The organism is Thioalkalivibrio thiocyanodenitrificans ARhD 1 (assembly GCF_000378965.1).
Classification (GTDB): Bacteria; Pseudomonadota; Gammaproteobacteria; order Ectothiorhodospirales; family Ectothiorhodospiraceae; genus Thioalkalivibrio_A; species Thioalkalivibrio_A thiocyanodenitrificans.
In genome coordinates, this window is sequence record NZ_KB900536.1 from 2,382,868 (window position 1) to 2,409,165 (window position 26,298).

A 26,298-nucleotide genomic window follows, 5' to 3' on the forward strand; every position below is an offset into this window, starting at 1 on the left:
AGTCCTTCTGAGCCCTCTGATGAGGGGATGCGGGTACCCGTTGGCGCGGGTACCCGTTTTTTTGGTGCGGTGCGCCGCCGCCGGTCAGGCGGTCCCGGCGCAACGCGAGGATTGGCAGGGATCCGTCCTCTCCCGGATCGGCGCATGCCCCGGGATTGCAAAAAGCCATAGTTTTCTCCCAATTGTCGAAATGCAATCTGCCCGAGGGGCAGCGAATCACCTAACCAACGGTTTTTGAGCCCTTTTCCAGTCATGGCATGCAACCTGCTTATCGGGTTGATTATGGAAGGTGGGGCCGTGGGCGGTCCGGGCGGCATCGCCCCCGGTCAGCGGGCTGAAGTTAAGGTTCAGGCGCCGAGCGCTCGCGAGAGGTGGAGCAGCCCGACGCCGGGCAGATGACGAATAACATTGCGGAGGGTTTGAAAAATGCGACGATTGACGGACCATCTGAAGACATACGGGGGGCGCGGTGCCACGGTTGCCCTGGCGGGCCTGGCCTTGGCGCTTGCCGGTTGTGTGGGCGGCGAGAGCAGCAGCAGCGGTCAGGTGCAGACCAACACGCCGGCCCAGATTGCCCAGGAATCGGCCGACAACTACAACGACAACGTCAACGGCCTGATCACCGGCGCCACGCTGAGTCGCTGGCTGAGCGACTGGGAGAACGAACGCCCGCCCGGCGTCACCGGGCGCCTCGTGGTCATGCAACTCGGCACCGGTCCGGAAGGGGCGGAGTTCGTCCGCCACGACGATCCCAATGTCGCCACGTATCCGTTCAACCAGAGCGAGATCTCCATGGACAGGAACAACGGCGTGACCGTCACGCGGACGCTGGTGGCGGACGGCCCGACCATGGACGCCTTCTTCAAGAAGCATGCGCTCGATCCAAGAAACGACATGATCGTGTGCGCCCGCGCCAGCGGAAGCATCTTCTCCCAGGGCCGCTGCTGGTACACGCTGCGCTACTGGGGCGTGCCGGCCCGCAACCTCGCCTTCCTGAACGGGGATTTCGGCTGGCAGGTGAATCCCGCCAACCCCGACCGGATGCAGCCTTCGGACTTCACCTCCGCGCCGGCCACGCCGCCGGGGCACGGCACCGTCAGCGTCCGGGACCTGCCCGAGGACAACTTCGGCCTGATCGCCACCGCCGAGGACATCATGGCGGTCGCGACCTTCGGTCCGGCGAACGACACCACCGACGGCGTACTCATCTGGGATGCCCGCGGCGCCAACCAGTACTCCGCCGGCGAGGCCTTTGAGCTGGGCCAGGCGGGTTGCACCGAAGCCTACTGCGGACCCATCGCCGATTACATGAGCACGTTCCAGAACCGGGCGACCCGTCAGGGGCATCCGCACGGTACCCTGCAGCTCCAGTGGCCCCGCATGGTCGTGGGCTCGGAAGGCAACCGCTTCAAGAGCAAGGCCGAACTGATGGCCTACATGAACGGTGAGGTGGACTCCAACGGCATCGGCTTCATCGACTACACCTACCAGCCGGTGGGCGTAGGCAATGCCTACCAGCAGGGCGACACCATGTACGTGTATTGCGAGACCACCCAGCGCGCCCAGGTCACCGGGTTCGTGGCGGCCGCCATTCTTGGTCTGCCCACGCGCTACTACGACGGCGCCATGGTCGAATGGAATTCCCTGTCCAACATCATCACCGAGGACGGGACCCCCATTCTGCCCGCCGACTCCCCGTGGCGGACCGACCTGGCGGACCTGTCGTTCTTCCGCGTGGCGGACGATCCGTCCAAAATCGAGCAGCGCGAGATCGTCGACCCTTACGCGGCACGCACCAATGCCCATCTCGTCGAAGATCGCAACTACAAGTACGGGCTGGGCGGCCCGGCCGCACCGGGTGCCCCGGGTGGCGGTAACGGCGGCGTCGCCCCGCCGGCAAACCCGTGCGGGGGTTGATGTAATCCCAGCAGCGACCAGCAAAACTGAGCCCGCCTCGTGCGGGCTCTTTTCTTGTGCGCCCGGCACGGGCGCACTCCTGGGGGTGCAAGTCCCCCCGTAAGCTGGCCACAGCGAACGAAGCGAAGCGCAACTGCGGAAGGGTGACCGACCGTGGGGAGGAAGCGTGGAGCGTAAACCGCGAGCCGATGGACAAGAACCGGATACAAGGCGCTGCCGAGCAGGGCGAGCGGGCAAGAAGCCGCGAAGCTCTCGTGGCCAAGGCGAAGCGGCGTAAATGCGGCGGTTGTGCGGTGAAGGGGTGCGTTCTTACCCGGGGAGATCTCGCCTTGTGCCTGAAAGGGCGACGGTGTAGAGCCGGAGCGAGAAGTCAGCAGAGGCCGTAGTAGCTGCCAACAAGGGGCGAAGGGCCGAACGAGAAGGAGCGTCAAACGCCTTGTCGATGAGAACGGTAGAGCATCAGATGCCCGCATCAGCGGGGCGGGTTGTGAACGGCCAGGGTGAAGCCCTGCCCCGAAGGACCAGCGATGAAACCGGCCTCCCGCGACGAGGATCGGAGGACGCAGGGCGGGACCTGTTGGCGCAGGCGCTCGCGAGGGAGAACATGCAACGCGCCTGGAAGCGCGTGAAGGCAAACAAGGGAGCTGCGGGTGTTGACGGTCTGGACATAGCCCGGACGGGAGAACACCTCAAACACGCATGGCCGAGCATCCGGCAGCAGTTGCTGGACGGCACGTACAGGCCGCAGCCTGTGCGGCGCGTGGGCATCCCGAAGCCGGACGGGAGCGAACGGGAGTTGGGGATACCCACCGTCACCGACCGTCTGATTCAGCAGGCACTGCTGCAAGTGCTGCAACCGCAGATTGATCCGACCTTCAGCGAGCACAGCCACGGGTTCCGTCCCGGTCGCCGGGCGCGGGACGCGGTGCTGGCCGCGCAGCGCTACGTGAGCCAAGGTTGCCACATCGTGGTGGACATCGACCTGTCGAAGTTCTTCGACCGGGTCAACCACGACATCCTGATCGAGCGCCTGAGCAGGCGCGTGAACGATGCCGGGGTCATCCGGCTGGTGCGTGCCTACCTGAGCGCGGGCATCCTGGATGGCGGTGTGGTGATCGAGCGCGTGGGGGGGACGCCGCAGGGCGGCCCGCTCTCGCCGCTGTTGGCCAACGTGTTGCTGGACGAAGTGGATCGAGCGCTTGAACGCAGAGGCCATCGCTTCGCCCGCTACGCCGACGACTGCAACGTGTACGTGCGCAGTCAGAAGGCGGGCGAGCGGGTGATGCGTCTGCTGCGGCGCTGTTACGACAAACTGCGCTTGCGGATCAATGAATCCAAGAGTGCGGTGGCCCGCGTATTCGGCCGCAAATTCCTTGGTTACGCCCTGTGGCGGTCCGGGGATGGCGAGGTGCGACGCGGGGTGTCGGAAAAGGCGCTGGAGGCGTTCAGGCAGAGGGTCAGGCAACTGACCCGGCGCAACAGCGGGTGCAGCATGGCAGAGGTGATCGGCAGGTTGCGCAGTTATCTGCTGGGCTGGAAAGGGTACTTTGGGTTGGCGCAAACCCCCAGTGTCTGGCGCAGGCTGGACGAGTGGATACGCCGCCGCCTACGGTCCTTGCAGCTCAAACAGTGGCGACGCGGCAAGACGATCTACCGGGAACTGATCCGGCTGGGAGCCAGTGCCCGGGTGGCGCAATCGGTGGCGGCGCTGAGCCGCCGCTGGTGGCATAACAGCCTCTCTGCCGTGCACCACGTGCTGACGATTGCCTATTTTGAGCGGCTGGGAGTGCCGCGTCTCTCATGACCTCAACTTCTCGAACCGCCCGGTGCGGACCCGCATGCCGGGTGGTGTGGCAGGGGAACGGTCAGCTATGCTGACCGCCCCTATGCCGATTGCGTCCCGGATCCCGGCGCGGTTGTCAGATGCTGGATCGGCAGGTCCGGTGTGCGTCCGGTCCGAACGAGGGGCGGGCCGCAACCGGTCGCGTCTGTGGCACCACGAACCTATAATGCCGGGGCACATTGAGCGCTGGCGCGGTTTTGGACTCCCCGCCAACGGACAGGCCGGCCCGGCGGCAGGGGTGGTACATGTCCAGTCCTTCCTCGCGCCGCCATCGGTATCGATCCATCCGGAAATATCATGACCCGACGCACAGCCTTTGGCCTCCTTGCCCTGACCGTTGCGGCCCTCCTTGCCTTCGCCGGTGTGCAGTTCCTGGCCCGGGAGGACGGCACGCGGGCGGCAAGCACCGCGCCTGTGGCCGTGGACGCCTTTCTGGAAGCCCACTGGGGTTTCCCCGTGGAGCCCCAGGGCATGCCGCCCGCGCGCTTCAGCCCCGAAGAAGCCGCACTCGGCGCCCGCGCCTGCGGCGAGTGCCACGCCACGCAATACGAGGACTGGCAGATCAGCCGCCACAGCGACACCATGAACGCCGGCATCCGCTGGCAGTTCCACGTGTTCAGCCAGGCGGAATCCAACAAGTGCATGGACTGCCACGCGCCCCTTGCGGAGCAGAAGGCCCTGGCGGCACTGGACATGGGCTGGCCGAACGCACCGGACGCGCAACCGCCGTCCCACATTCCCGGCAACCTGCATCTCCAGGGACTCACCTGTGCCGCCTGCCACGTGAGGGGCCACGAGCGCTTCGGTCCGGAGTCGCGCATCGGCCTCTCCGGGGACGAGGACGGCCTGCCCCACGATGGATTCACGCCCCGCGCGGCATTCAGTGACAGCCGGTTCTGTGCCGCCTGTCACCAGTTTCCCGAGGATGGCCCGCGACTCAACGGCAAGCTGCGACAGGACACCTACAACGAGTGGCTGCAATCAGACCATGCAGCGCAGGGCATCACCTGTCAGGGCTGTCACATGCCCGACCGCCGTCACCTGTGGCGCGGCATCAGTGACCCGGAGATGGTTCGCCGGGCGGTGGCGCTCGACCTTGTCGGGCGGGCGGCGGATGACGGACACATGGACGTCGAGCTGACCATCGCAAACGTGGGTGCCGGCCATCATTTCCCCGCCTACATGGTGCCCCGGGTGGATGTCCGGGTGCTGTTGCTCGATCCCGATGGGGAGGAGCGGGAACAGATTCTGCATCACGTGATCCAGTGGCGCGCCACGGTCGACCTGAGCACGGAGGAATTCGACAACCGCCTTGCGGCGGGGCAGTCCGTTTTGCTCTCCGCGCGCCCGCGCCTGCCAAAGGATCCCGAAGGATGGTCGGTCGTGCTGCACATGGACGTGGCGCCCAAGGAACACTACGAGCGCATGTACCGGGACATGATGCGCCAGGCGGACCGTATGAATCCGGAGACCGTCCGACTGCTGCGTCAGGCCATGGCGGAGGCGGCCGGCTTGCGTTACCGGGCCCTGGATGAGCGGGTTGCCCTGGCACGCTCCGTGCGCCTGTCCCTGCGCCATGAGGGCCAGCCGCACCCGGCCTCTGAACCCTAGACCGGCCAACGGGTCGGATCATACAGGACGGATCCCGATTGCAATTTGAAACCGGCGTCCGCGCCCCGCGCTTTCTGCAATGACCCGCCTCCATCCGGATTGATTAACCCGTTGTATTCAAGAGGAATTAAGTTATGGCACGTTTTCTGTATACCAAAGAACACAGCATGAGAACCGGAGGTCCGCGGATGAAGTTCCCGGCGCTTTTCGCCATCGGCCTGTTTGTGTTCGTCGCGCCCCTGTCCGCCTTTGGCGGCGCCCAGGAGGGCCCGGCGGCCGATGGCGCGGACCAGGATGTGCGAGCCGTGCCCCGCGACCAGCAGCCGATCACCCGGAGCGGTCGCCTGAAGTTCCGGGGAGAAGGCCCGATTTCCATGTGTGCCATGGGCATGGACGATGACACCATCGAGCGCGCCCAGGCGGAATTCCGGCGCAACGGCTGGCAGCGCAACTGACGGCGCCGCGCAGTCGGAGCCAAACTGACCAACGATGAGGAGGGGAGATGATGAATGAGAGCAAGCGGGGCTTCTGGGGTCGAATGAGATCGTCGGTGGGACTGGCTGGCGCGGTCGCGGCCCTGTCCGTCGTCGCCGTGGTGGCGTGGGCTGCCGTGACGGTGACCCATGTATCCTACGATCCGGAAAGGATGCTGCTGAGCGTGGACCAGCCTGAGTGGGGGGCCGAGGTGTTCGACGCCATCCATGACAGCGCCATTGCCCAGGGGCTGGTGCGCCCCGCCAACGCCTGCGGTCTGGGCGCCTCGTCGTGCTTCCGCTGCCACAACGGTCAACGCGCATCGGAGCCCTCCACCGATCCGGCAACGGCTCCCTGGCATGGCGAGCATGCCCGGGTCAATCACTCCTGCGCCGGTTGTCACAAGGGTAACCCGCGCCTGATGCGTGAGCAGATGGCCCACCAGGGCATGATCGTCGATCCGCGCACCGCGCCTGACGAGACATGCGCCAGCTGTCACCGCAGTGCCTCCGAACTCGAGGACCTGCTGGCAAGGTATCAGGGCATCGGGCAGTGACCCGGACCCGGGACATCTGATTCAGAACAACAATCCGCAGGGGGATAATCCGATGAGAACAGAAACACTCGCGCCCGTCTTCCGGGCAAAGCGCCTCACCACAGCACTGGCCGCTCTGGCGTTGGCCGGGGGCGCCGCCGGCGTACAGGCCGGACCGGTGATCATGTACGGCGACGAAGGATTTCTGCAGCTCAACTATGAGCTGCAGATATGGTCCCAGTACCGGGACTTCCGATCCAACGCCCTCGACGGCGATACCTACGACACCTTCCTGCGCCGGAACCGCATCACCGTCCTGGGGCAGTACAATGATTACATCGGCTTTTATGCCCAGCTTGAGGCCGGGAACGAAAGTCGGGCCGGGCAGGATGATCGTTCTGTCTATTACCGCGACGCCTATGTGACCTTCGACTGGAGCGACCCGGTACGCCTGATCGCCGGGCGGTTCAAGAGCACCTTCAGCCGCGAGAATCTGGAGGCCTGCCTGGAACCCCTGACCCTGGATCGGGGTATTCCTTCCTATGCCATGGGCAAGACCCGGGATACCGGCATCGCGCTGTGGGGCAACCTCGCCGACGCCCGCTGGCAGTACCGCCTGATGGTGGCGGACGGGCTCGAGGGCGACAACGTGCCCAAGACGTCGCCCCGGATCACGGGCCGCATCCATTACAGTGCATTCGATCCGGAGTACTCCTACGGGTACCGGGGCACCTATCTGGGCACCCAGCGCGTGCTGACCATCGGCGCGGCCTACGACTTCCAGCAGGATGCCGTGTACGCCAACCTGCCGGCGCGGTCCGACGCCAGGGACTATTCCGCCTGGACCGTGGACGCGTTCTACGAAGAACCCACTGCGGCCGGCACCCTGACCCTGTCAGCGGCCTACTACGACTACAGCGTGGACGGCGCCCTCGAGGGGGATCCGCTACTGGTGGACAACAGCCTGACGCCGACGGCGGACATGACGTCTTACTACGTCAAGGGCGGTTGGCTGTTCCCGAATCGCATCGGTATCGGCCGGCTCCAGGTGTATGCGCGCCACGAGTCTTCCGACTATAATCGCAGCGACGATTTTTATGACCAGACCATCAACGCGATCGGAGCCAATTACTACATAGATGGCCAGAACGTGAAGTTCACCTTCGAGTACATGGATGTGAGCTTCGATGAGGAGCACCCCACGATCAATTCCCTGAAGGATCACAAACAGGCCACGTTGGGGTTCCAGCTTCTGTTCTAGTCGGGCTTCTGGCATCTGTGCAGGTTCCCGGCAAAGGAGCGCGCGATTTCCAAGATAGATGCCAGCGTACCCGTGACGACGGGCGGTTATACCGCCCGTCGTCACGCTGTGCCCCATACCTGGTGGTTCATCGGGGGCTTGTTGCTGCTGGTGTTGCTTCTGGGGATGGTGCTGTTCCTTGTCCCGCCCTCTCCCCCTCTGGCCGGTGCGGCAGCCATACTGATTGCCCTCGGTGTGCTGGTCGGTCTGGTGGCCGGCTACGGGTTGTCCACCGCGCGATTCCGCCAGGGCCTCAATGGACTCCACAAGGGTCTGATACTGGCCCAGGACGGCAATCTCAAACCGGTCGAGGTGCCGAGGTTCATGGACCCGGCCCTGGACCGGCTGTACCAGGACTACAACCACACCATCACCACGCTGGGCGGCATGTTCTCGCTGGTCGAGGAGTGTCAGAACCGGGTGCTGAGCGAACGCAACCGGATGAATGTGGTGGTGCAGGTGCTGCCCGCGGGCCTGCTCGGTGTGGATGACAATCTCTATATCAATACGGCCAACCGGCAGGCAGAGATCCTGTTCGGCATGCGCCAGCGCTACCTGGTGGGCTCCAGCCTGTTCGACATCCTCAAGCTCAGCGACGAGACCCGGGAGATCCTGCGCGATGCGTTTCTCTACAAGCAGAACATCCGCAACCAGGTCATCAACGTGGAACTCGATGCCAAGGAGCGCTGGCTGTCCGTGAACCTCTCGTTCGTGACGGAGAAAGAAGGGGAAATGGCCGCGGTGATCACCCTGTTGGACATCACCGACTACAAGCTCCTGCAGGAGACGGTGTCCACCCGGGAGAAGCTGGTGGCCATGGGACAGTTGGCCGCGGGTGTGGCCCACGAGTTGAACACCCCGCTGGGCAGCATCCTCGGCTATTCCCAGCTGCTGCTCGAGACCACGGATGAGCCGGAGAAAGCGGCCCGTTTCGCCCATGTCATCAGCGACGAGACCAAGCGCTGTTCCCGTATCATACAGAACCTGCTCAACTACGCCCGCAAGGAGCAGTGCCAGGGGGACAACTGTGACGTCAATACCCTGATCGACGAGGTGGTCGATACCCTGATCAGCTGCCGCCTCAAGCACCACAGGATCACCCTGGAGCGCGAACTCAACGGGCGCCCGCTGGTGGATGGAGGCTGTGGCGAGCTGGACATCGTGCTCACCAATCTGCTGATCAATTCGGTTCAGGCGCTGCATGACGTCAAGAACCCCAGGGTCAGGATACGCACCGAACAGGCGTCCGGGGGAGAGGTATCCATCATTGTCGAGGACAACGGACCGGGCATTCCCCGCGAGCTGCGCGCGCGTGTCTTCGAGCCGTTCTTCACCACCAAGGACGTGGGCGAGGGTAGCGGCCTCGGTTTGTCCATCAGTCACGCCATGGTGACGCGCCGTGGCGGTACACTTCGCTATGACACCGAATATGAAGACGGCGCAAGATTCGTCATCCGCCTTCCAGGCAGCCTGACCAAAGACCACTGATCCATGCAAGCCGTTACCCCTGCAGAGCACGAAATCACCAGCGTGTCGTCCAGCGACGCCCTTCCCACCGTGGTGGTCACCGAAGACGATCCCAACATGCGGGCGCTGGTGGTCAATGTCCTTCAGGGCATTGACGCGGAGATCGTTGCCATGGAGAGCTCCCAGGAGTCGCTGGATTTCCTGGAGACCCACGACGTGGCCGTGGTGGTCTCCGACCTGCGCATGCCGCGTATCGGCGGCATGGAGGTGCTGCAGTTCGCCAAGCAGCGAAACCCGCTCACCCAGGTCATCATGGTGACGGGCTATGCGACGGTGGAATCCGCCGTTGAGAGTCTCAAGGCCGGCGCCTTCGACTATATCTGCAAGCCTTTCGAGAACGTGGAATTGCGCCATACGGTGGAACGGGCCCTGGCGCACTGGCGCCTGAGCCGGGAGAACATCCGCCTGCGTGAGGTCAACCGGGCCTACACGGAGAGCGACGCCATCATCGGCCGGTCCGCGACCATGGAAGAGGTGAACCGGCTCATCGACGCGGCCGCCGCCTACGACTGCGCCGTGCTGATCACCGGCGAGAGCGGCAGCGGCAAGGAACTGGTCGCCCGCCAGATCCACATGCGCGGTGCGCGGCGTGACGAAAGCTTCGTGGCCATCAACTGCGCCGCCATTCCCGAGCAGATCATCGAAAGCGAGCTGTTCGGCTACCAGAAGGGCGCGTTCACCGGCGCGGAGCGTGCCAAACCGGGCCTGTTCGAGACCGCCAACGGCGGCACCATCTTTCTCGACGAGATCAATAACGCCTCCCTGTCGCTCCAGGCCAAGCTGCTGCGCGTGCTGCAGGACGCCACGTTCTACCGGCTGGGCGACACCGAGCCCCGTCAAGTGAATGTGCGCGTGATCGCAGCCACCAACCGGGATATCCAGGACCTGATCGCCCAGGAGCAGTTCCGGGAAGACCTCTACTACCGGCTGCGCGTCATCGAGATCAATACCCCGCCGTTGCGCGAGCGGCGCGATGATATCCCGTTGCTGGCCAACTATTTCATCGGCAAGTACACGAAGCGCTTCAACAAGCCCATGGAGGGCATGACCACGCGGGTGCTGGGCGCGCTCATGCGACACGACTGGCCCGGTAATGTGCGGGAGCTGGAGAACGTGATCCAGCGGGCCATCATCCTGGGCCGCGGCAAGACCATCGACATGGACAGCCTGGCCCCCGACATCCTGCAGGCCGGCGAGGTGTCCGGGCGTGCCATCGATCATATGCAGCCCCAGACCCTGGAAGAGGTCGAGGTCTATTTTGTCCGCAAGACGCTGCGCGAAACCGGCGGCGACCGCGCCCTGTGTGCCGAGATCCTGGGTATCGACAAGAGTACCCTGTGGCGCAAGATCAAACGCTACAACATCGAGGAATGAACATGTACAGATCCGCAGCCGTGCGCAAGTGGGTGTGCCGGGCCGCCTTGCTGGCCATGGCCTGTGCCGTGCCTGCAGGTGCTTCCGATCTGGAGGAGCGACTGGAGCGTCTCGAAGGGCAGATGGAACGTCTGATCCGTCAGCTGGAAGAACGCGCCGCCGAGCCTGAACATGCGCCCGATCCCGAACCGGCCCGCGATGTGGCGCCCCCCGCGCCCGCGGCACAAACCCCCGCGCCCGCGGCGGCGCCTTCTGCGCCGCCGCCGGTCGCAGAGCCGGTGGCAAGGCAGGGAGAGGTGCGCCTGCGTTACTACATGGATTCCGAACCGCTGGGTACCGAGCCGCCCCGGAGCGAGCCCATGGCCGACGGCCTGTTCAGGCCGGACGGCGAGTTGCGTATGGATCCCTTCCGGTACGGGGCGGCGGAACGCCGGCTCATCGGGGGAAGTTTTCGCGATGCCTCCGTCCACAGGGCCGTGGGCATCCTCATCGAGGGTCAGCTCGATGTCCCGCAAGCCGGGGTTCACCGGTTCGAACTGACGCCCAAACCGGCCCGGGACCGCGGCGAGGCCGCTGCCTACAACGCCATGACCGTCTTCATGTGGGTCGACGGGGAACAGGTCCTGGGCATGGAGAACGAGCAAAGCTGGCGACGCCAGCACATCGAACGGACCCTCCCCGAAGGGCGTCACCCGTTCCGGTTGTGGGTCGTATCCAACTCGCCGGGACACGGTGCCTCGCCCATCGACTCCCAACTGGGCCTGGAGGTGGTCATGCCCGGCCGCGCCGAGCTCACCCCGCTGTGGCGACAGATGTCCCCACCCTGAGGCGTCGCGTGTCCTGGATCTCCGCCAGGACGGCTGCGCGCCGCCGCGTGACGCGGACTATGGCGTGATCCGGGAACCGATCGACCCCTTCGACCATCCGGGCGCCGAGGACCGTTCACCGGCTGGCCTTGCCCAGGTGAATGGGTCGGCCCAGCGTGGCAAGCGCGGCCTCGTGGACCGCCTCGGACAGGGTGGGATGCGCGAACACCGTGCGGGCCAGATCCTCACCCGAGCCGCCCAGCTCCATGGCGATCACCCCCTGGGCGACGAGTTCCGATGCCTGGGGGCCGATGATATGCATGCCCAGGATGCGGTCGGTCTCCCCGTGGGTGAGTATCTTGACCATCCCCGTTGTCTCATCCATGGCACGCGCCCTGCCTGACGCCGCAAACGGAAACACGCCGGAGCGATAAGGGGTGCCCGCGCCCCGCAGGGCCTGTTCGGTGCGGCCCACCCAGGCCACTTCCGGCAGGGTGTAGATGACGTTGGGAATGGTCTCGTAGTGCATGGAGGTGGCCTGACCGGCGATGCGCTCCGCCACCATGATGCCTTCCTCGGAGCCCTTGTGGGCCAGCATGGGACCGCGCACTGCGTCGCCCACCGCATATACCCCGGGCTGTGTGGTCGCGCAGTAGTCGTCCACATGCAGCATGCCCCGTTCGTCCACCACCAGTTCCACCTCGGGCGCCACGAGTCCGTCGGTAGCGGGCCGGCGGCCTACGGCGACGATGAGCCGATCGAAGCGCTCCTCGTGCGTACCCTCACCGTCCTCGTAGGTGACCGCCACCCGGCGTTTCCTGCGGTCGACACTGGAGCCGGTGACCCGGGCCGCGAGCCGGATATCCAGTCCCTGGCGGGTGAAGACCTTGAGGGCCTCGCCGGAGACCTGTTCGTCACAGAAGTTGAGAAAGTTCTCCTGGGCCTCCAGCAGCACCACCTCGGCGCCGAGGCGCCGCCACACGCTGCCCAGTTCCAGGCCGATCACGCCCGCACCGATGACCCCGAGCCTTGCGGGCACCTTGTCAAAGGCCAGCGCCCCGCTGGAATCCACCACGTACTCCCCGTCATAGGGCGTGCTGGAGAGTTCCACGGGCACCGATCCGGGCGCCAGGATCACGTGCCCTGCCTCCAGCTCCCGGGGTTCCCCGTCGTGCGGGGTGAACCGTACCCGCCCCTGTCCCGCGAGCTGCCCGTGGCCCGCAAGCCAGGTGACCTTGTTGGCACGGAACAGGCTTTGTATGCCCTGGGTGAGATTGGCCACCACCCGGTCCTTGCGGGACATCATGGCACCCAGGTCCAGTTCCAGTCCCTTCAGCCGCACTCCGTGCTGTTTGAGACCGTGGCCGGCATGCTCGAACTGTTCCGAGGATTCCAGCAGTGCCTTGGAGGGGATGCACCCCACGTTGAGACAGGTTCCGCCGAGGCGGTTCTTGCCGTCGGAATCCTGCCAGCGGTCGATGCACGCCGTCGACATGCCCAACTGCGCGCAGCGGATGGCCGCCACATAGCCGGCGGGTCCGGCACCGATCACGATCACGTCGTATTTGTTGCTCATGGGGCCTCTCGGTGTATCCGTTCTATGGCGGACTGTCCGTCCGTGCCTGCAGCCGCGAAGAAACGTTGGCTCGGAGGGCCGGACGGACAGAACAAATGCGGATGGACAGGATGGTTATGAAACGTGACGTCTTGCGCCCGACATGCGGACATTGCGCGCATCCGGAAAAATCCGGTTCATCCTGCCGATCCTTTTCGCGTTGCCGGCTCAGACCTCCAGCAGCAGCCGGGCCGGGTCCTCCAGCAGATCCTTGATGGTCACCAGGAACTGCACCGCTTCACGGCCATCGACGATGCGATGGTCGTAGGACAGGGCCAGATACATCATGGGCCGGATCACCACCTGACCATTCTCCGCCATGGGCCTTTCCTGGATGCGGTGCATGCCCAGAATCGCACTCTGCGGCGGATTGATGATCGGGGTGGAGAGCAGGGAACCGAACACCCCGCCATTGGAAATGGTGAACGTGCCGCCCGTCAGATCATCCATGGACAGGGTACCCCCTTTGGCCTTCTCGCCGAACTCGGCGATGGTCCGCTCCACGTCGGCCATGGAGAGGGTGTCCGTGTCCCGGAGGATGGGCACCACCAGGCCCCGGGGCGAGGAGACCGCAACGCCGATGTCGAAGTAGCCGTGGTAGACGATGTCCTTTCCGTCAATGGAGGCGTTGACCTCCGGGAAGCGCCGCAGGGCCTCCGTGGCCGCCTTGACGAAGAACGACATGAACCCCAGGCGCACGCCGTGGCGCTTCTCGAAGGCCGCTTTGTGCTGCGTGCGCATCTCCATCACCGGCGCCATGTTGACTTCGTTGAAGGTGGTGAGAATGGCAGCGCTCTGCTGAACCTCCAGAAGGCGTTCCGCGATGCGGGCGCGAATCCGGGTCATGGGCACGCGCCGCTCCGGGCGCTGCCCCGCGGGGGCAGGGGCCGGGCGCGGTGCCTCCGCCTTTGGCGCGGGGGCCGGCGCTTCCCGCGACTCGGGGGCCTCTTCCCGCTTCGTCTCGTCCTGCTCCGCCGTTTCCAGGTGACGCAGGACATCCTCCTTGAGTATCCGGCCGTCCTTGCCGGTGCCTTCGATGGCCGAGGGGTCCAGATCGTGTTCCGCCACCAGCTTGCGCACTGCCGGACTCAGGGTGACCGAACCGGCGCTGTCCCTTGCCGCCGAGGTTGCCTCCGCCCCGGCCTTCCCGCCGGTATCCTTGCCCCTGGCCCGGCGCTCGCCGCCTGAGTCCCCCTGCTGCTTCCCTGCGCCGTTGCCGGCACCTTTGCCGATGCTGCCGATCACCTGACCGGCGGTCACCACATCGCCCTCCCTGGCCGAGATCTTCTCAATGACCCCGTCGGTGGGCGACGGGACCTCCAGGACCACCTTGTCCGTCTCGATGTCCACCACGACCTCGTCACGCCTGACCTGATCTCCCTGGGCCTTGTGCCAGGTGACGATGGTGGCGTCCGCCACCGATTCGGGTAACTGGGGGATCTTCAGTTCGGTGCTCATGGGTTGTCCTTGCGTTGTTCTTCTGGCTGAGAGTCTGATGAAGTTCTACTTGAGCGGCAGGCCCAGGGCCTTGGCCACCAGCGCCTCCTGCTGGCGCACATGCACGTCGTGATGGCCGACCGCGGGTGATGCGGATGCGGGCCGGGTGACGTGCTGCAGGTAGCGTTCCGGGCCCAGCAATGCGCGCATGTGGTGCTGGCTGTGGTACCAGGCGCCCTGGTTGCGCGGTTCTTCCTGGGCCCAGACGAACTCCTCGGCCCGGGTGTAGGGCGCGAGCGCCGCCGCCAGCTCGTCCTCGGGGAACGGGTAGAGCTGCTCGATGCGAATCACCGCCACGTTGTCCAGTGACTCGGCGCGCCGCTTTTCCAGCAGGTCGTAATAAAGTTTGCCGGCGCACATGACCACGCGTTTCACCTTGTTCGCCGCGAGGTCGTCGATCTCGCCGATGGCGTTGTGAAAGCGTCCTTCGGTGAAGGCCTCCAGCGGACTGACTGCAAGCCGGTGGCGGAGCAGGCTCTTGGGCGTCATCACGATCAGCGGCTTGCGGTAGGGGCGTAGCATCTGGCGGCGCAGCAGGTGAAAGATCTGCGCGGGCGTGGAAGGGACGCACACCTGCATGTTGTGCTGGGCGGATAGCTGCATGTAGCGTTCCAGCCGCGCCGAGGAGTGCTCCGGTCCCTGCCCCTCGTAGCCGTGGGGGAGGAACATGACCAGCCCGCACAGGCGGCCCCATTTCTGTTCGCCGGAGCTGATGAACTGGTCGATGACCACCTGGGCGCCGTTGGCGAAGTCGCCGAACTGCGCCTCCCAGATGACCAGGGTATTGGGGGCCGATGCGGCGTATCCGTACTCGAAGGCGAGCACCGCCTCCTCGGAGAGCAGTGAGTCGATCACCAGGAACCGGGAATCCTCCTCGCCCGTGAACTTGCGCAACGGAATCCAGCGCTCGCCGTTATTCTGATTGAAGAGCACGGCGTGGCGATGAAAGAAGGTGCCGCGCCCGCTGTCCTGTCCGGAGAGCCTGACCGGATAGCCCGCCTCCAGCAGCGAGGCATAGGCCAGCGTCTCGCCGAAGCCCCAGTCCGCCGGCAGTCCGCCGGCTGCCATCTTGCGCCGGTCATCCAGGATCTTGGCCACACGCGGGTGCAGTTCGAACCCTTCCGGCAATGGCTCCATACGCCGCCAGATGTCGCGCAGGGTGTCCAGGCTGAGGCTGGTATCCGTGGGCTGGCTCCATTCCTGATCCCTGAACGGTGTCCAGTCGGCCACCGGGTGGTTCGGCGTGGGCTCCTCGCGCAGGTGCGGCACCATGGCGTCACCCGCATCCAGCCGCGCCCGGCAGGTGTCCTGCATGGCGGACACCTTGTCCTCTTCCATGACGCCCGCCTCCACCAGGCGCCGGCCATACAGGGCGCGCGTGGTGGGAAGTTCGCGGATCGCCTGGTACATGGCGGGCTGGGTCACTGCCGGCTCGTCGGCCTCGTTGTGGCCCTGGCGGCGGTAGCAGACCAGATCGATCACCACGTCCTTCTTGAAGGCCACGCGGTAGTCGAAGGCGACCTGTACGGCGAACACCACTGCCTCCGGGTCGTCGCCGTTCACGTGCAGGATGGGTGCGTTGACCATCTTGGCCACGTCGGTGCAGTAGTCGGTGGAGCGTGCGTCCCGCAGGGTGCTGGTGGTGAAACCGATCTGGTTGTTGATGACGATGTGCACCGTGCCCTTGGTGGAGAAACCGCGGGTCTGGGACATGTTGAGCGTTTCCATGACCACGCCCTGTCCGGCGAAGGAGGCATCGCCATGCAGCACCACCGGCAGGACCCGCTCACCCTCAGCATCCTGGAGCCGCGTCTGGCGCGCACGCACGGACCCTTCCACCACCGGCCCCACGATCTCCAGATGCGAGGGGTTGAAGGCCAGCGCCAGATGCACGGGACCGCCGGGCGTGTTCATGTCCGAGGAGAAGCCCAGGTGGTATTTCACGTCGCCGGTGCCGGTGGCATGGTGATGCACGCCCTCGAACTCCTGGAACAGCTCCTGGGGTGACTTGCCCAGGATGTTGACCAGTACATTGAGCCGGCCCCGATGGGCCATGCCAAGGACCACTTCCCGGGTGCCCGCCGCCCCGGCGCGCTGGATCAGATCGTCCAGCATGGGAATCAGGCTCTCGCTCCCTTCCAGGGAGAACCGCTTCTGGCCCACGTAGCGGCTGTGCAGGTAACGCTCCAGACCCTCGGCGGCGGTGAGCCGGTCCAGGATGTAGCGCTGCTGTGCCGCCGTGAATCCGGCCCGCCCGCGCGTGCCCTCCAGGCGCTTCTGCAGCCAGCGCTTCTCCACGGTCTCGGGGATATGCATGTACTCGGCGCCCATGGTCGCGCAGTACGTGCTTTCCAGGATGTCCAGGATCTCCCGCAGCGGCGCCTCAGCGGGACCGCTCAGGGAGCCCGTGTTGAACACGGTGCCCAGGTCCGCCTCCGAGAGCTGGTGGTGGGCCAGCGAGAGTTCCTCGGGCGGTGCCGGCTGATTGATACCCAGGGGATCGAGCCGGGCCTTGCGGTGGCCCAGGAAGCGATAGGCGTTGATGAGCTGAAGCACCCGCACCTGCTTGCGCTCGTGCTCCAGGCTGCCCATGGCCTGCCCGGCGCGCGGGTGGCGCGCCTCAGTGAGCCGGCGGAACTCTTCGCGCACCTCGCTGTGCGGGATGTCCGTGGCGGCCGCGGCCCCACCGGGAAGTTGTTCGAAGTAGCTTCGCCAGGCGGCGGGCACGCTGGCCGGGTCGCGCAGGAAGGATTCGTAGAGGTGGTCCAGGTAGGTCGCGTTGCCTGCGTCCAGATGAGAGGTGCTCCACCGGGCCCGTAGCCCGGCACCGGAACTGGAATCGTTCATTTGATGCCGTCTTGTGACTTGAAGTGAATAGTGGACAGGCCACCAGCGCATCCGGCGAACCCGCCCGCCCGAGTTTCTCTCCCTGAAATGCCGCCGGCCGTGCCGGCCCCTTCAGCATACACTGGTCTGTGGCACGACAGTGTCCAAACATTGGTCCACACATATACATAGACGTTCCCGGCAGCGGCGTCCATGCCCATAGTCTCGTTACATGCCCGTTCGTGCGCCGTGACGGGGGCCTCCATCTGCCGAAGCGGCGGCCCGGTTTGATAAACTGCTCCGATGGACGTCTCCTCCCTCCTCGATTCCCTCAACGCCGCCCAGCGCGAAGCCGTGAGCACCGATCCGGGGCCGGTACTGGTGCTCGCCGGCGCCGGCAGCGGCAAGACCCGGGTCCTGACCCAGCGGATCGCGTGGCTGATCCAGGTGGAGGGGCTGTCCCCGCACAGCATCCTCGCCGTGACCTTCACCAACAAGGCCGCCGCGGAAATGCGCGGGCGCATCGAGGTGTTGCTGGGCATGCCCGTGCGCGGCATGTGGGTGGGCACCTTCCACGGACTGGCCCACCGGCTGCTTCGCGCCCACTGGCAGGATGCCGGCCTGCCCCAGGGTTTTCAGATCCTGGATGCCGATGACCAGTTGCGCATGGTCAAGCGGGTATTGAAGGCCCTGGAACTGGACGAGGCCCGCTGGCCGCCGCGCCAGGCCCAATGGTTCATCAATGCCCGCAAGGACGAGGGGGTACGCCCGGCGCATATGGAGGACCATGGCGACCCCGTGAACCGCCAACTGGTGCGCATCTACAGCGCCTACGAGGCCGCCTGCCGGCGCGCCGGCGTGGTGGATTTCGCCGAACTGCTGCTGCGCGCCCTGGAGCTGTTGCGCGATACGCCCGCGTTGCTGGAGCACTACCGCAGCCGCTTTCGCCACATTCTGGTGGATGAGTTCCAGGACACCAACGCGATCCAGTACGGCTGGCTGAGGCTGCTGTCCGGCGACCGGATTCCCGTGTTTGCCGTGGGGGACGACGACCAGTCGATCTATGGCTGGCGCGGCGCACGCATCGAGCATATCCAGCATTTCAGCCGGGATTACCCCGGGACGCGCGTCATCCGCCTGGAACAGAACTACCGTTCCACGGGCACCATACTCAGGGCTGCCAATGCGCTCATCGAGCACAACCAGGGACGGCTCGGCAAGAAACTCTGGACCGAGGACGCCGAGGGCACGCCCATCGCGCTGTACGCCGCGTTCAACGAACAGGACGAGGCGCGCTTCGTGGTCGGGCGCATCCAGGAGTGGTCGCGGACAGGGGGCCGCTACAGCGACGTGGCGGTGCTCTACCGGTCAAACGCCCAGTCCCGGGTGTTCGAGGAATCCCTGATCCAGTCCGCCATACCCTACCGTGTCTACGGGGGCTTGCGCTTCTTCGAGCGGGCCGAGATCAAGGACGCCCTGGCCTACCTGCGCCTGGTGGCCAGCCGCGAGGATGACGCCGCCTTCGAGCGGGTGGTCAACCAGCCCGCCCGGGGACTGGGCGAGCGCACCCTGGCCCTCATCCGGGAGCAGGCGCGGGCGCGTGACCTGCCGCTGCGGGCCGCCGGCGCCGAACTGCTGGCGCAGGGCGGTCTCACGGCCCGGGCCGGCAATGCCCTGCAGGGTTTCCTGGCGCTGGTGGATGCGCTCACCGCGGCCTGCCGGGATTTGCCGCTGCACGAACAGGCGGAACACGTCATCCGGCACTCGGGCCTGCGGGATTTCTATGCCGCGGAGAAGGGCGAGAAGGCCCAGGGCCGGCTGGAAAACCTGGACGAGCTGGTGAGCGCGGCCCGTGGTTTTGAGCACGACCCGGAGGCCCACGGTGAGATGGATACGCTGACCGCATTTCTCGCCCACGCGGCCCTGGAGGCAGGGGAAGGCGAGGCGGCCGCGTTCGATGACTGCGTGCAGCTGATGACGCTGCATTCCGCCAAGGGCCTCGAGTTTCCGCTGGTGTTCATGAGCGGCATGGAGGAGGGGCTTTTCCCCCACCGCATGTCGGTGGAGGAACCGGGACGCATGGAGGAGGAGCGCCGCCTGGCCTACGTGGGCATCACCCGCGCCCGCCAGCAACTGGTGCTCTCCTACGCGGAGTCCCGCCGGCTGCACGGCCGGGAGACCTATGGCGCCCCGTCGCGCTTTCTCGCCGAGCTGCCGGCCGGGCTGATCGAGGATGTACGACCCAGGGCGCGCATCAGCCAGCCGGTGTATCGCCGTTCCGAACCGTCCTCCGAAGGCGCCGGAGACGGGCTGCGGGTGGGCGTGCGCGTAGCTCACCGCAAGTTCGGGGAGGGCATCATCACCGACTGCGAAGGTCAGGGGGCCAATGCGCGCATCCAGGTGCATTTTTCCGAGCACGGCGCCAAATGGCTGGTGGCGGGCTATGCGAAGCTGGAGAAGGTGTCCTGACCCGCGATGCAGGATCCGGTGGGCGTGGTGGAAGGGCGAACGGCCGGCGAGGCGTGCAGCGCAGAGGTGACGCGAAGGCCGCCCGGCGGAGGCCGGGAAAACCGCACCGGTCACCGGACCCGAATGCCGTCGCCGCCGGAAATTTTTGCCGAATGCCGCCGTTCGGCCGCAGACGTGCCACAATAAGTGCTGGATACATCACGTTTTTCCCTGCAAGCAGTAGGGAAGTGTTGTGAGGGTGCCATCATGATTCGGAACGCCTCCGGGCGTGGACACAGTGGTGCGGTGGTACGGCGCATCGGTACCGCCGAGAGCGGCGGCAGTGACGGGGGTTCGGGCGATACCCGCTACCGGGGCCATATGCGGCTGTTTATCGTGGACGACCAGTCCACGGGCCGGCGTATTCTCACGGAACTCATGCAGGGGGTCTGGCCCGGGATGGAGATCACCGCGTTCTCGGACCCTGAGGCCGCCCTGGCCCAGGTCCGCGAGACCATGCCGGACCTGATCGTCACCGATTTTCGCATGCCCCGGATGAGCGGTGCGCAGTTCATTCGCGCGGTGCGTGCGCTGCCCGGCAGCGCCGAGGTGCCCATCGTGGTGGTCACGGTACTCGAGGACCGCAACGTGCGCTACGAGGCCCTGGATGCCGGGGCCACGGATTTCCTCTCCCGCCCGCTGGATCCGGTGGAGTGCCGCGTCCGGTGCCGCAACCTGCTGCGCCTGCGCCGTCAGAGCCGCCTGGTACAGCACCGTGCCCGGTGGCTCGAACGCCAGGTGAATGCGGCCACACGGGAGATCCTGGACCGTGAGCGTGAAACCCTGTTGCGCCTCGCCAAGGCGGGGGAGTATCGGGACGAGGGCACCGGCAATCACGTGCTGCGCATGGCGCGCTACGCGCGGCGGATCGCCGCCCGGCTGGGCCTGGACGACTCCGTGTGCGAAACCATCGAACTGGCCGCGCCCATGCACGACATCGGCAAGATCGGCGTGCCGGATCACATCCTGCTCAAGCCCGGGCCGCTGACCGCAGACGAGCGGGCGATCATGGAGCGTCATACGCTCATGGGCCACGAGATCCTGAAGGATTCCGCCTCGCGGTACATGCAGATGGGGGCAGTCATCGCCCTGGGCCATCATGAGCATTGGGACGGCGGCGGCTATCCGGGGGGCCTTGCAGGGGAGAAGATCCCGCTGGAGGCACGCATCGTCGCCGTATCCGATGTCTATGACGCGCTGCGCTCCATGCGGCCCTACAAGCCTGCGTGGTCCCGGGAGGCCGCCTGCGAATATCTGCGTGATCAGGCAGGGCGGCAGTTCGACCCCGATTGTGTCAACGCCTTCCTGGCGGTGTTTGAGGAGATCGTGACCATTGAGCAGGGCTTGCGTGATCCCGCCTCGGATGGGAGCATTTTCTGACCATCCGGCCTGCGCGCCGCCCGCCGGCACTCCCTGTGGAGTCCGGCGAAACCGGCGGATGCGTGGGGTCCGAACGGGCCACCCGCACGCAGCGCGCCCCGAGATGCCGGATGCATAAGGAACAGGGAGGGCCCCATGGCCGGTCCGACCGGGAATGACAACGACAAGGCGGTGTCGGGCCGGCTGAACCGGGTCCCCGGGTTCGCGGCTCTGCTCGGGCGCCTGCGCCAGCGGCCGGACTCCGAGCACCAGCAGGCACTGGTGCGCCTGATCATCGGCCTGAGCGTGTTCACCTACTTTCACACGCCGTGGTTCGCCAGTGTGGTGGCGCCGCCCGCCCTGGATTACGCCCGTCTCGGCAGCACCCTGTTCCTGGCGTTCTCACTGGCCATTCTGCTGGCCATCCTGCTGTGGCCGGAACGCAGCCCGTCGCGCCGCGTGCTGGGCATGGCCGGCGACATGACCGGCGCCTCGCTGAGCCTGCTTCTGGGGGGCGAGGCCGGCACGCCCATCCTCGTGGTGTACCTGTGGGTGATCGTCGGCAACGGTTTCCGCTACGGGGTCGGTTACCTGTATCTGTCCACGGCCATGGCGCTGACGGGCTTCGCCGCCGTGTTCGTGCTCAGCCCGTTCTGGTCCATCCACCCGGTGTTCAGTCTGAGCATGATGATGGTGCTCGTGCTGGTGCCCCTGTATACGGCAAGTCTGCTCAAGAGCCTGCACGGCGCCATTGCGCGGGCCAATGAGGCCAATCAGGCCAAAACACGTTTCCTGGCCAACATGAGCCATGAGCTGCGCACCCCGCTCAACGGGGTGATCGGCATGAGCGACCTGCTGATGGATACGCGGCTTGATACCGAGCAGCGGGAACTGGGCCGTTCCATCCATACATCGGCCAAGGTGCTCCTGGGGCTCATCGAGAACATTCTCGACATCTCCCGCATCGAGGCCGGCAAGCTCTCCACGGAAACGGTGGATTTCGATCTGCATCGCCTGGTGCGCGGCACACTGGCCATGTTCGAGGCCCAGGCGCGCGCCAGCGGGCTGCACCTGTCCGCCCACGTGGACCCCGATGTGCCGTTTGCGCTGCGCGGCGACGCGCAGCACCTGCGCCAGGTGCTCATCAATCTCATCGGCAATGCCCTGAAGTTCACCGAACGCGGAGAGGTGGAGGTGACGGTGCGGGCGGCGGGCGGCGAGCCGGACATGCCGCGTCTGCACTTTGCCGTGCGTGATACGGGCATCGGCATCCCCGAAGCGGCCCGGGCGCGTATCTTCGAGACCTTCGAGCAGGCCGATGCGTCCACCACCCGGCGATATGGGGGCAGTGGTCTGGGCATCACCATTTCCCGCCAGTTGGTGGAACTGATGGGCGGGGACATGGGGCTCCACAGCGAGGTGGGATCGGGCACCACCTTCTATTTCGAGATCCCGTTCGAGCGCCAGTTCCCGGCCGAAGGCGGCGAGCCCGTGCGGCTCGGCGGCGCGGGCGGGCGGATCCTCGTGCTCGCCGAATCCGATGTCCGATCCCGGCTGTGCCGGGTCCTGGAGGGCTGGCATCTGCGCCCGGACGCGGTGTCCAGTCCGGTCCAGGCCATGGCGCACCTGCTGGAGCCGGACAGTCTCGCCCATGACGTGGTCCTGGTGGATCGTCGCACCCTGGGGGCTGATCCGGCGGAGTTTCTGGGTCTCCTGCGCCGGGAGCCGTCCCTGGCCCGTGTGCCCGCCATCCTGCTCGATCATGAACCGGGTTCCTCGCCGCGTTCGGTATGGCTGCGTGCCGGCTATTCCTCTGTTCTGGATCTGCCGCCCGACAAGACGCGGCTGTTCAACGCCCTGAACGCGGCGCAAAGTGAGATGGAGCCCGCGGAAAACGTCATCTCCCTTGCTGATCATTACCGGGCGCGCGCAGGCAATGCCAGGGCCTTGCGCGTGCTGGTGGCCGAAGACAACGTGGTCAACCGGCAGGTCATCTCGGGCATTCTCAGACGGGCCGGTCACGAGCCCTTTCTAGTGAACGGCGGCGAGGCGGCCCTGGACGTGCTATCCGCACGGGGCGGGGACTTCGATCTCATGATCCTGGACCTGAACATGCCGGACACGGGCGGGCTGGAGGTTCTGAAGATGAGCCGGTTCATGGGCGGAGACGCCTGTCCGCCGGCCGTTATTCTCAGCGCCGACGCCACGCCGGACGCGCTGGAGGCTTGCCGCAACGCGGGTGCCGCCGCCTATCTCACCAAGCCGGTGGACGCGGCGCGCCTGCTGGATACGCTGGCGGGTCTGTCGGTGCAAGCCGCCCCGGCATCGGCAAACACGGCGGCGACGGACAACACGACGACACGGGAGGTCGATGTGCTCAACACACACGTGCTGGATGGTCTGGTCAGGCTCGGGTCGGGTCCCCTGTTCCTTCGGGATCTCCTGGAGGGTTTCAGGCGAGACGGGGAGCAGCAGCTCCGCGATCTGAAAGCCGCCGTGGATCAGGCCGATTACCCGCGCATGCGCGATGCGCTGCACGCCCTGAAGGGCAGCGCCGGCGAATTGGGAGGCGCCCGGCTCGTGGGGCTTTGCCAGGGGGCCGAATCGCTCAAGCCCTACGAGATGGGCACGGGGTCGCCGGCTGCGCGGGTCAACGAGATCGAGCAGGCGTTTCTTGACACCTGCTCGGGTGTGGACGCCTACCTGCGCGAGTGCCGCGACGCAGCCACCTGAACCCCCGTGGACCGGACCGAGGGGTGCAGCCGACACCCCCGGATACGCATCGGCCACCTACGCTGCCTTGAGCATGCGCCGTTCCTGCTGGTTGGTGAGGCGCTGCATCATACGCAGATCCCGCTCGCCCAGGTTCAGGGCCGCGTCCACCCACACCTCGGTGATCCCCAGCAGCTCTTCCCGGGTCACCGGGTTGCTCAGCGCCCTGGCCCTGCGCAATGCCCGGTAGCCGTTGCGTGCCCGGTTCTCCCGGGCCACGTAGTCGTAGACGGCCTTCTCGCCTTCTCCGTCCTCGGCCAGCACATCCACCACGCCCATCTCGTGCAGCGCCTCGGCGGTGTATACCTGGCCGGACAGGATCAGGCGTTCGGCCCGGGTCGGACCCAACCGGCGGGACAGCAGGCTGTAGGCCCCCATGCCCGGGAAAAGGTTGAACAGGATCTCCGGCAGGCCCAGCCGGGCGCTGCGCTCGGCCACCAGCACATGGGCCGACATGGCGCCTTCGAAGCCGCCGCCCAGGGCATCGCCCTGCACCAGGGAGATGGTGGTGATGTCGCGCCCGTCGATGCCGCTGATGTGGGTCCAGAGCATGTCGATGCAGGCGTGGGCATAGGTGCGCAGTCCCTCCCGGTCCCCGGTCTCCACCAGGGTGCGGAACAGGGACAGGTCCCCGCCCAGGTTGAAGATGCCGGGAACCTTGGAGGCCAGCACCATGTAGTCGACGCCCGAATCCCCGGGGTCGTCCAGACGGTGGGCCATGTCATCCCGAAAGCTGCCCAGTTCGGACAGCAGCCCGGGGGTGAAGCAGGGGCGCGGTGTGGCATGCATGTAGTACCACATGATGCGGTACCGGGTGTCGTGCCAGGTGGACAGGCTGGGTTCGTGGCTGCCCTGGGGATGTTCGGGCGCCTGGATCTGGGGCAGTTGGCTCATGGTGTGCTCCTTTGGGGTGGATGTTCCCCGACGATTGATGGGGCGAACACACTGATAATAGGGCGGATTCACGGAAGTTAGGAGCATGCCGGACCTGGCGGGGGTGTCCGGCCTCCGGTTCATCGGTCCGATGCGAGGCGGGACAGGCGGCGGCGGGTGCCCGGCACGCAGGCCCTGCCCGGCGGATCAATCCACCCAGCAGCGCTGTAACCGGGCTTCTTCGCGGATGCGGGTTTCGACTCGGGCCCGGGCGCCTGCGCCGTCCTGACCCAGTGTGAGGGCCTCCAGCCAGGCGTCCAGGGCCGCCCGGCGAAGCAGCACGGGCCAGGCGCCGCGTTCGATGGCCTTGAGCGGGCGCAGGCGGCGGTAGGCTTTGAGCAGGGCGCTGACCAGACCGTGGTCCAGCGCACCCTCCGGCCCCGCGCAGCAGTCGTGGGCGGCCACCGCCACGTCCAGGAGCAGGGCATGGCGGCAGGCATGGCCGAAACCGGTCAGCCCGACACCGCCGTCCGGGCCGGCCACCAGCCGCCGGCGATTGGGCGCCCCGTGGATAATGCCCTGGGGCAGGTCGCCGAAGCGGTAGAGGCCCTGAAACCGCACTTCCTCGTTCAACAGGTGCCGTTCCCGGGTTGGCAAACGGGGTGCCAGGGCCTCGGCCGTCTGCCGGCGCCACTGGTGACTGCGGTGCGGAGGCCGGGACGGGACGAAATCCAGGCCGGCCAGATGAACGCGTCCCAGCAACCCCCCCACGCGGGCACAGTCGCCCGGGGTGAACGTTTCCAGGTGCCTTCCCTCCGGCCAGCGTACCAGGGCGCCCGGGTACGCCCCGAGAGGGCGGATCCAGCGTCCGTCCCGGTCGCGCACCACGGTGGGCACCGGCAGCCCGTGTCCGGCCAGGTGCTCCAGCAACGCTTCCAGGAACGTGTCGCTCATGCCCGGGCCGACCAGCCAGAACTGCCCGGCGTCGGTGATCACCCGCCCGCGCCGGCCGCGCCGGCCCGGATGAAACGCCTGCAACCGGCCCAGCGCGTAGTTGCTCAGAAACTGTTCCAGTTCCTCCCGGGTGGGAGGGGGTCCGGAGGGGGGCGGGAAGCGGCGTGCCGGCGGTGCCGCACTCACCAGCGAAGGATCGTCCAGGCCGGGATCATCAGGCGCGGGTCCAGTTCGTGGGAGCGTGTCTCCAGGTTGCCGTCACCGGAGGTGTCGACGAGGTAGTACGGCGGCCCCGTTCTCGGCGTGACGCGCACCATGTAGAGCTGCCCGTGCAGGCGATACTCCTCGATGATCTCGCCATCGCGCCGGATGATGGTGACCTGGGGCTCCATGATCTCCCGGGTCACCTGCTCGCTGTCATCCAGCAGAGGAGGCGGCGGCGGGATGTCCTCGGCGGCCGCGAGGCCGGGCAACAAGAGCAGGGCGGCAAGCAGTACGCGTTTCACG

Annotated in this window: 18 protein-coding genes; 12 read left to right on the plus strand and 6 right to left on the minus strand. The window is 66.3% G+C overall.

Annotated features, from left to right (window positions below):
- Positions 1-426: 426 nt before the first annotated feature.
- The 9 genes from THITHI_RS0111345 to THITHI_RS0111385 all read left to right on the plus strand — a co-directional run bounded on the left by THITHI_RS0111345 (position 427) and on the right by THITHI_RS0111385 (position 11,408).
- A complete protein-coding gene (locus THITHI_RS0111345) occupies positions 427-1,917 on the plus strand; it encodes a sulfurtransferase (protein ID WP_026186280.1) in 1,491 nt (496 codons plus the stop codon).
- Positions 1,918-2,521: 604 nt separating this feature from the next.
- Complete coding sequence (gene ltrA, locus THITHI_RS0111350; RefSeq protein ID WP_018232667.1) at positions 2,522-3,721, plus strand: group II intron reverse transcriptase/maturase; 1,200 nt, start codon at positions 2,522-2,524, stop codon at positions 3,719-3,721.
- Positions 3,722-4,057: 336 nt separating this feature from the next.
- Positions 4,058-5,371 (plus strand): multiheme c-type cytochrome, encoded by a 1,314-nt coding sequence (locus THITHI_RS0111355; protein ID WP_018233215.1) that lies wholly within the window; start codon positions 4,058-4,060, stop codon positions 5,369-5,371.
- 188 nt (positions 5,372-5,559) lie between these two features.
- Positions 5,560-5,826: a hypothetical protein gene (locus tag THITHI_RS0111360; RefSeq protein ID WP_156820527.1), complete on the plus strand. Its 267-nt coding sequence runs from the start codon at positions 5,560-5,562 to the stop codon at positions 5,824-5,826.
- 47 nt (positions 5,827-5,873) lie between these two features.
- On the plus strand, positions 5,874-6,401 hold the full coding sequence (locus THITHI_RS0111365; protein ID WP_018233217.1) for a hypothetical protein: 528 nt from the start codon (positions 5,874-5,876) through the stop codon (positions 6,399-6,401).
- Between the two features lie 52 nt (positions 6,402-6,453).
- Positions 6,454-7,641, plus strand: coding sequence for a selenite/tellurite reduction operon porin ExtI (gene extI / locus THITHI_RS0111370; RefSeq protein ID WP_018233218.1), 1,188 nt, complete (start codon positions 6,454-6,456; stop codon positions 7,639-7,641).
- 72 nt (positions 7,642-7,713) lie between these two features.
- Positions 7,714-9,168: a sensor histidine kinase gene (locus tag THITHI_RS0111375; protein WP_018233219.1), complete on the plus strand. Its 1,455-nt coding sequence runs from the start codon at positions 7,714-7,716 to the stop codon at positions 9,166-9,168.
- Positions 9,169-9,171: 3 nt separating this feature from the next.
- Positions 9,172-10,581 carry a sigma-54-dependent transcriptional regulator gene (locus THITHI_RS0111380; RefSeq protein WP_018233220.1) on the plus strand — a complete coding sequence of 470 codons (1,410 nt, stop codon included), beginning with the start codon at positions 9,172-9,174 and terminating at the stop codon, positions 10,579-10,581.
- Positions 10,582-10,583: 2 nt separating this feature from the next.
- Positions 10,584-11,408: a PA14 domain-containing protein gene (locus tag THITHI_RS0111385; RefSeq protein WP_026186282.1), complete on the plus strand. Its 825-nt coding sequence runs from the start codon at positions 10,584-10,586 to the stop codon at positions 11,406-11,408.
- Positions 11,409-11,523: 115 nt separating this feature from the next.
- Here the strand turns inward: THITHI_RS0111385 and lpdA are convergent, their stop codons facing one another.
- The 3 genes from lpdA to THITHI_RS0111400 form a co-directional block, all read right to left on the minus strand.
- Positions 11,524-12,963 carry a dihydrolipoyl dehydrogenase gene (gene lpdA / locus THITHI_RS0111390; protein ID WP_018233221.1) on the minus strand — a complete coding sequence of 480 codons (1,440 nt, stop codon included), beginning with the start codon at positions 12,961-12,963 and terminating at the stop codon, positions 11,524-11,526.
- Between the two features lie 207 nt (positions 12,964-13,170).
- Complete coding sequence (gene odhB, locus THITHI_RS0111395) at positions 13,171-14,460, minus strand: 2-oxoglutarate dehydrogenase complex dihydrolipoyllysine-residue succinyltransferase (RefSeq protein WP_018233222.1); 1,290 nt, start codon at positions 14,458-14,460, stop codon at positions 13,171-13,173.
- 45 nt (positions 14,461-14,505) lie between these two features.
- The gene (locus tag THITHI_RS0111400; RefSeq protein WP_018233223.1) at positions 14,506-17,346 is read right to left on the minus strand and encodes a 2-oxoglutarate dehydrogenase E1 component; all 2,841 of its coding nucleotides are present in this window, start codon (positions 17,344-17,346) and stop codon (positions 14,506-14,508) included.
- 282 nt (positions 17,347-17,628) lie between these two features.
- On the opposite strand from THITHI_RS0111400, the gene uvrD reads away from it, so the two are divergent.
- The 3 genes from uvrD to THITHI_RS0111415 all read left to right on the plus strand — a co-directional run bounded on the left by uvrD (position 17,629) and on the right by THITHI_RS0111415 (position 23,925).
- On the plus strand, positions 17,629-19,794 hold the full coding sequence (uvrD, locus tag THITHI_RS0111405; protein ID WP_018233224.1) for a DNA helicase II: 2,166 nt from the start codon (positions 17,629-17,631) through the stop codon (positions 19,792-19,794).
- 246 nt (positions 19,795-20,040) lie between these two features.
- Positions 20,041-21,213 (plus strand): HD domain-containing phosphohydrolase, encoded by a 1,173-nt coding sequence (locus THITHI_RS0111410; protein WP_156820529.1) that lies wholly within the window; start codon positions 20,041-20,043, stop codon positions 21,211-21,213.
- A gap of 135 nt (positions 21,214-21,348) precedes the next feature.
- Complete coding sequence (locus tag THITHI_RS0111415; RefSeq protein WP_018233226.1) at positions 21,349-23,925, plus strand: ATP-binding protein; 2,577 nt, start codon at positions 21,349-21,351, stop codon at positions 23,923-23,925.
- A gap of 57 nt (positions 23,926-23,982) precedes the next feature.
- Here THITHI_RS0111415 and THITHI_RS0111420 read toward each other — a convergent pair whose 3' ends face one another.
- The 3 genes from THITHI_RS0111420 to THITHI_RS0111430 form a co-directional block, all read right to left on the minus strand.
- The gene (locus tag THITHI_RS0111420) at positions 23,983-24,858 is read right to left on the minus strand and encodes a crotonase/enoyl-CoA hydratase family protein (protein WP_018233227.1); all 876 of its coding nucleotides are present in this window, start codon (positions 24,856-24,858) and stop codon (positions 23,983-23,985) included.
- Positions 24,859-25,044: 186 nt separating this feature from the next.
- Entirely contained in the window at positions 25,045-25,977 is a 933-nt protein-coding gene (locus THITHI_RS0111425) for a homoserine kinase (RefSeq protein WP_018233228.1), read from the minus strand.
- A complete protein-coding gene (locus THITHI_RS0111430; protein WP_018233229.1) occupies positions 25,974-26,297 on the minus strand; it encodes a DUF2782 domain-containing protein in 324 nt (107 codons plus the stop codon). Before THITHI_RS0111430 ends, THITHI_RS0111425 begins: the two co-directional genes overlap by 4 nt.
- Position 26,298: the final 1 nt, after the last annotated feature.

Coding starts and splice junctions, on each gene's coding strand:
- THITHI_RS0111345 (WP_026186280.1), top strand. CDS start 427: ATGCGACGATTGACGGACCATCTGAAGACATACGGGGGGCGCGGTGCC.
- ltrA (WP_018232667.1), top strand. CDS start 2,522: ATGCAACGCGCCTGGAAGCGCGTGAAGGCAAACAAGGGAGCTGCGGGT.
- THITHI_RS0111355 (WP_018233215.1), top strand. CDS start 4,058: ATGACCCGACGCACAGCCTTTGGCCTCCTTGCCCTGACCGTTGCGGCC.
- THITHI_RS0111360 (WP_156820527.1), top strand. CDS start 5,560: ATGAAGTTCCCGGCGCTTTTCGCCATCGGCCTGTTTGTGTTCGTCGCG.
- THITHI_RS0111365 (WP_018233217.1), top strand. CDS start 5,874: ATGATGAATGAGAGCAAGCGGGGCTTCTGGGGTCGAATGAGATCGTCG.
- extI (WP_018233218.1), top strand. CDS start 6,454: ATGAGAACAGAAACACTCGCGCCCGTCTTCCGGGCAAAGCGCCTCACC.
- THITHI_RS0111380 (WP_018233220.1), top strand. CDS start 9,172: ATGCAAGCCGTTACCCCTGCAGAGCACGAAATCACCAGCGTGTCGTCC.
- THITHI_RS0111385 (WP_026186282.1), top strand. CDS start 10,584: ATGTACAGATCCGCAGCCGTGCGCAAGTGGGTGTGCCGGGCCGCCTTG.
- lpdA (WP_018233221.1), bottom strand. CDS start 12,963: ATGAGCAACAAATACGACGTGATCGTGATCGGTGCCGGACCCGCCGGC.
- odhB (WP_018233222.1), bottom strand. CDS start 14,460: ATGAGCACCGAACTGAAGATCCCCCAGTTACCCGAATCGGTGGCGGAC.
- THITHI_RS0111400 (WP_018233223.1), bottom strand. CDS start 17,346: ATGAACGATTCCAGTTCCGGTGCCGGGCTACGGGCCCGGTGGAGCACC.
- uvrD (WP_018233224.1), top strand. CDS start 17,629: ATGGACGTCTCCTCCCTCCTCGATTCCCTCAACGCCGCCCAGCGCGAA.
- THITHI_RS0111410 (WP_156820529.1), top strand. CDS start 20,041: ATGATTCGGAACGCCTCCGGGCGTGGACACAGTGGTGCGGTGGTACGG.
- THITHI_RS0111415 (WP_018233226.1), top strand. CDS start 21,349: ATGGCCGGTCCGACCGGGAATGACAACGACAAGGCGGTGTCGGGCCGG.
- THITHI_RS0111420 (WP_018233227.1), bottom strand. CDS start 24,858: ATGAGCCAACTGCCCCAGATCCAGGCGCCCGAACATCCCCAGGGCAGC.